The sequence below is a fragment of the Nonomuraea zeae genome (assembly GCF_005889725.1).
Classification (GTDB): domain Bacteria; phylum Actinomycetota; class Actinomycetes; order Streptosporangiales; family Streptosporangiaceae; genus Nonomuraea; species Nonomuraea zeae.
Window position 1 is genome coordinate 1 of record NZ_VCKX01000504.1, and the last position, 4,992, is coordinate 4,992.

Annotated in this window: 6 protein-coding genes; 3 read left to right on the forward strand and 3 right to left on the reverse strand. The window is 69.4% G+C overall.

Features of this window, described 5'->3' with window-relative positions; translation table 11 throughout:
* Positions 1-172 precede the first annotated feature (172 nt).
* Entirely contained in the window at positions 173-799 is a 627-nt protein-coding gene (locus tag ETD85_RS60030; protein WP_138698719.1) for a phosphoribosyltransferase, read from the forward strand.
* A 46-nt stretch (positions 800-845) separates the two neighbouring features.
* Here ETD85_RS60030 and ETD85_RS60035 read toward each other — a convergent pair whose 3' ends face one another.
* Positions 846-1,319 carry an ATP-binding protein gene (locus ETD85_RS60035; RefSeq protein ID WP_170247460.1) on the reverse strand — a complete coding sequence of 158 codons (474 nt, stop codon included), beginning with the start codon at positions 1,317-1,319 and terminating at the stop codon, positions 846-848.
* Between the two features lie 129 nt (positions 1,320-1,448).
* Between ETD85_RS60035 and ETD85_RS60040 the strand changes: the two genes are divergently transcribed.
* Complete coding sequence (locus tag ETD85_RS60040) at positions 1,449-2,330, forward strand: helix-turn-helix domain-containing protein (protein ID WP_138698721.1); 882 nt, start codon at positions 1,449-1,451, stop codon at positions 2,328-2,330.
* Positions 2,331-2,465: 135 nt separating this feature from the next.
* Positions 2,466-2,699 (forward strand): DUF397 domain-containing protein, encoded by a 234-nt coding sequence (locus ETD85_RS60045; protein WP_138698722.1) that lies wholly within the window; start codon positions 2,466-2,468, stop codon positions 2,697-2,699.
* Positions 2,700-2,841: 142 nt separating this feature from the next.
* Here ETD85_RS60045 and ETD85_RS60050 read toward each other — a convergent pair whose 3' ends face one another.
* The gene (locus ETD85_RS60050; RefSeq protein ID WP_206059599.1) at positions 2,842-3,486 is read right to left on the reverse strand and encodes a hypothetical protein; all 645 of its coding nucleotides are present in this window, start codon (positions 3,484-3,486) and stop codon (positions 2,842-2,844) included.
* A gap of 343 nt (positions 3,487-3,829) precedes the next feature.
* On the reverse strand, positions 3,830-4,992 hold a 1,163-nt coding region (locus tag ETD85_RS60055), incomplete at its 5' end, for an esterase-like activity of phytase family protein (protein WP_138698723.1).

The following is a 4,992-nucleotide window of genomic DNA, read 5'->3' on the forward strand; positions in this document are numbered from 1 at the left end:
CCCCGCCACCGGCCATTCACCCAGGCCCCGGCATCAGACGCACGGACCGGGTACACGGATCGGGCGTTCGGACCCGAGCACTCGCGCCGGATGCTAAGTGCCGATGCGGGGCCTGGGTGAATGGCCGGTGGCGGGGAGGCGAGGAGCGCGCGTGAGCGGGTAAGCACTGGTCATGGAGCTCTTCGCAGATCGAGCCCAGGCCGGGGCGCTGCTCGCCGAGCGGCTGCAGGACGTGCACGATCCGGTCGTGCTGGCGTTGCCCCGGGGTGGGGTGGCGGTGGCGGTGCCGATCGCGCGCAGGCTGGGCGTCGCCCTCGACGTGCTCGTGACCAGGAAGATCGGTTATCCGCCGGCCCCGGAGCTGGGCGTGGGCGCGATAGCCGAGGGTGGGGAGCCGGTGTTCGACCTGTCCCTGCTGCGCCGGCTGGGCATGACCCCCGAGTCGGTCGCCGACGTGGTCGAGCAGGAGCGGCACGAGCTGGCCCGCCGGGTACACGCCTACCGGGGCGACCGCCCGCTGCCCTCGCTCGAAGGCAGGGAGGTGATCGTGGTCGACGACGGCCTGGCCACCGGAAGCACCGCGCGGGCCGCACTCAGAGCGGTCAACGCCGCCAAGCCCGCCAAGGTGACGCTGGCCGTGCCCGTAGGGGCTCGCGAGACGGTCAGGTCCCTGCAGGAAGAGGCCGACGAGGTGATCGCGGTGATCACGCCGATCGACTTCAGGGCGGTCGGGCAATGGTACGAGCATTTCGACCAGCTCAGCGACGCCGACGTACTGGATCTCCTGGACAGCGTGTGACGGACGACAGCGGGTGACTGCGGAGCCCGGCGACAGCGCCTGCTGGTCAGCCCGCGAGTACGGCCCAGACGAGCTTGCGGGCACCGCCGGGGGAGAGCCAGCCCCAGGCGGTGCAGAGGGCGTCCACCAACCGCAACCCCCGGCCGAATTCGGAGAACACGTCCGGCGCCGCCGCCACCGGCGCGGTCCGGCTGTGATCGGTCACCACGCACGCGAGCTCATGCCCATGGCTCAGCAACCGGAGCTGCGCGGCCCCGCCCCCGTGCCGCATGGCGTTGGTCACCAGCTCGGAAACCACCAGCTGAGCATCCAAGATCAAGCCGAGGGTGCCCCAAGAGGTGAGCGTCTGATCGACGAACCGCCTCGCCGTGGCAACGCAGGCAGGCTCGAGCGCCGTCCGCTGATGGAACGGGAACACCGCGTCGCACTCACCGGCACACCCGTCTACCAGGATGGACGACAGCCATCCTGGTGGCCGGGAACCGATGGCGGCTTGCGGCCGAGCGTCGAAAGTCGTCATTCTGGCCCCCGAAGCGCGGTCTGGTGATCCAATGCCCATCTTTACGGGGAGTGCTTACCGATGCAAGACTTTTCGTGGTTTACGGATGCGAATAGCATCTGCACGTGCAACTGACCTAGGAGCGGCGCAGTGAGCGCACAGAGCGCGGAAGGGAAGCTTCTCAGCCATTCGCCGGGAAGCCCGACAGTGCTGCGGATCCTGCTCGGGACCCAGCTGCGCAGGCTCCGTACCGAGAAGGGTATCTCCCGCGAGGACGCCGGGTATTCGATTCGCGCATCTCACGCCAAGATCAGCCGGTTGGAGCTCGGCCAGGTCAGCTTCAAGCAGCGGGACGTGGCCGATCTGCTCACCCTGTACGGCGTCACCGACCCCGCCGAGCGCGACCCGCTGCTCGCCCTGGCCAAGCAGGCCAACGCCCCCGGCTGGTGGCACAAGTACGGAGATCTGCTGCCTTCCTGGTTCGAGGTCTACATCGGGCTCGAGGGCGCCGCGTCGGCCATTCGTACGTACGAGAACCAGTTCGTCCCCGGCCTGCTCCAGACGCCCGCCTATGCCAGGGCCGTGATCGAGCTGGCCCACGAGAAGGCCCCGAAGCAGGAGCTCGACCGCCGCGTGGCGCTGCGAACCACGCGCCAGAAGCGGCTGGAGAGCGGGCTGACGATCTGGGCGGTGATCGACGAGGCCGTGGTGCGCCGCACGCTGGGCGGTCCGGAGACGATGCGGGCGCAGATCGTCCACCTCCTGGACATCACGGCTGAGCGTAACGTCACGGTGCAGATCATGCCGTTCGACCGAGGTGGGCACGCGGCGGCCGGCGGGCCGTTCAGCATCCTGCGTTTCCCGGAGCGCGAGCTGCCCGACGTGGTGTACATGGAGCAGCTCACCAGCGCCCTCTACCTGGACAAGCCTGCCGATTCTGACCACTACATGGAGGTCATGGACAGGCTCAGCATCCAGGCTGAGGAGCCCAAGCAGACCCGAAGGTTCTTGGAACGCCTTATTTCCCGATGAGCTGCTGATATCCCTGTGATCCACTCCATACGGTGATTTTTGGTCGTCCGCTATATGGAGATCAACGCGCTGCCGTATTCTCAGCTCGCAAACGCGGATGCACGTGCATCCGTAAGATCGCGAGGAGCTGCCCCCATGCATGAGTTCCGGAACGGAACGTCCGCCGGCCGCCTTCCCGTCGTCTGGCGCAAAAGCAAGCGGAGCAACCCCAACGGCAACTGCGTCGAAGTCGCGAACTTGCCCACGGGGGAAATAGCCATGCGTAACTCACGGTTCCCAGAAGGCCCGGCACTCGTCTACACCCAGGCCGAGATCACCGCGTTCGTCCTCGGGGCGAAGGACGGCGAGTTCGACGACCTCATCGTCTGAGTCCTCCTCCCATCGCCGGGTGCCCCTGCTTTCGGTCACCCCGGCGATGGGTTTCGGCCCTCTCGCTCCGTCACCTGTGTGAGATCGGCGGTCGCGGGCGCCGCCCGGCCGCGAGCGTCGTCCGTTCAGGAGCGCTGCCAGGCTAGGAGCGCGGCTCGCCGTACCAGCGCCAGCGGGTGAGGCGCGGGTGGCCGGGGAGCTCGGCGCGGCCGGTGGCCCACAGCAGCGTGGTCCATGGATCTGTGGTCTGCGGGGCGTCGGGGAACAGTCTGGCCAGGACCCGTGCGCACATGCCTGCGGGCGGCGCCCAGCCGAGCCCGAGGCCTTCGGCCAGGTCATGGGTGTGGACGAGGACTTCCACGATGCCCATCGCGGCGAAGCCTTCCGGGTCCGCCGCGCCGAATCCGTGGTGCCCGCGATATTCCGGCGGCGTCGTGCGCGTCATCGCGACCAGCAGCGCGCCGCTCGCCTCCAGCACCTGCAACAGCCCGGCCGGCCCCGAGGCCCGGTCGGCGTGCACGGAGTTCCTCGGACCTCCCGGTCTGCGGCTCTCCAGGGCGAAAGGGACGTCCACGTCCAGCGGTGGCGTCCGGAGCCCGAGCTGGACGGCGTAGGCGAACAGGTCGTCGCTCATGTGCTCGACGGTTTCCCAGCAGGTCCACTCGAGCGTGCCGGCCTTGTCGTCCCAGGCGGACGCCGGAGTGCCCTTGAGTGTCTCGACGGAGAGGCGAATCGCCTCGTCGAGGTCGTCGGGGGTCACGGGCGAGGGCTGCTCTGGGTGCGACATGCCAGGCACCTTACCGCCGCACCCCGACACTTCCGCCCAGCTCACCAGCCCAGCCCAGCCCAGCCCGGCCCGGCCCGATCCGGTCCGGTTCGGTTCGGACCTCGGGCCCGCTGCGGGGCTCAGGACTGAGCTGGGGCTTACCGGACGGGGCGGGCTTCTGTGCAGCTTGGGCTCCAGTCCTGCCCGGGGTTGCGGTTGCGCGCCGCGCCCGGACCCTGGTGGCGGCTTTCGCCGTGCCCCCGTGGCAGGGTTCACGGTCTGACGCACGCTTGTCTCGGTGGCGAGGCTCGCCGTCCGAGGCACGGTCGCCGGCCCTCCTGCGGGCGTCCGCCCGTTTCGGAGGTCAGCGGGAGACGCGGGGGTCCGCCTGGAGACCCTGGGTGAGCTTGATGGTGATGAACTCGTTGTCGTCCGCCTGCCCGGGCGTGCGGCCGTTGGAGAAGGGGAAGTTGTTGTCGTCGAGCACCGCGAGCGTGCGGTCGTCGAGGATGGCGACGTCCTCGATCGTCTGGAACGGGAACCTGAACGTCCCCGCCGTGCCGCCGAGCCCGCGCGGGTCGGCGATGTTCAGCAGGTCGGCCACCAGGGTCTTGTCCAGCGCCCCGTCACCGTCCCTGTCACGCATGTCGGCCAGGTAGATGCGCTTGACCTTGGCGGCGTCGCCCTGCAGGTTGTCCCGCTCGATGATCAGGAAGCGGTTGCGGTCCACGGCGATCGCGTCGCCGATGGAGTGGGAGGGGTCGTCCAGCCGGTACGTCCAGCGGCGCCCGGTGTAAGCGCCCTTGCGCAGGTCGAACTCGTTCATGCGCAAAGTTCCCGCAGGGTCGCCGTTCACCGTGCCTTCGAGCAGCGGGTAGAGGCGGCGGCCGTCCACGGACCTGGCCATGCCCTCGTACCCCTTGCTGCTCGCGAGGTTGGGCTGGCCGCCGTTCAGCGCCGGGTTCTCGGGGGCCTTGACGCCGGGGAGCTCGATCGGGGCCTGGAGCAGGCGGCCCTTGCGGTCGAAGTGGAGCAGGAACGGGCCGAACTCGTCGCCGATCCAGTACGTGCCGTCGGTCGTGCGCACGATCGACTCGACGTCGAAGTCGGCGCCGGTCAGCGTACGGTCCTGGCGGGTGAGGGGGAACGGCACCAGCCCGCGCGGGTCGGTCAGGTTGAACCCGCCGAGCACCTGTACCGACTTGGCCCTGAAGTCGGGCTTGATGCGGTGGATGCGCAGAAGGAAGTCCGAGCTGTTGGCCTTGTTGCCGAAGCCGTTGTCGGACAGGACGTCGTACGTGCCGTCGTGGCGGCGGACGATGCCGCTGAAGCCCTGGACGGGCTGGCCGGGGAACGGCGGGGTGATCCCGTTGACCGGGGCGGTGCCGAGCAACGAGCCCGACGGCTCGCTGCCGGGGACGAAGGTCTGCGCGGGCAGCGAGGCGAAGCCGGTCAGCGTCGCCTGCCCGAAAGCGCCCCGATCGGGCCCTGCGGCGGATGGGGTGGCGGGGGTTGCGGTGCTGGAGG

Coding starts and splice junctions, on each gene's coding strand:
- ETD85_RS60030 (WP_138698719.1), top strand. CDS start 173: ATGGAGCTCTTCGCAGATCGAGCCCAGGCCGGGGCGCTGCTCGCCGAG.
- ETD85_RS60035 (WP_170247460.1), bottom strand. CDS start 1,319: ATGACGACTTTCGACGCTCGGCCGCAAGCCGCCATCGGTTCCCGGCCA.
- ETD85_RS60045 (WP_138698722.1), top strand. CDS start 2,466: ATGCATGAGTTCCGGAACGGAACGTCCGCCGGCCGCCTTCCCGTCGTC.
- ETD85_RS60050 (WP_206059599.1), bottom strand. CDS start 3,486: ATGTCGCACCCAGAGCAGCCCTCGCCCGTGACCCCCGACGACCTCGAC.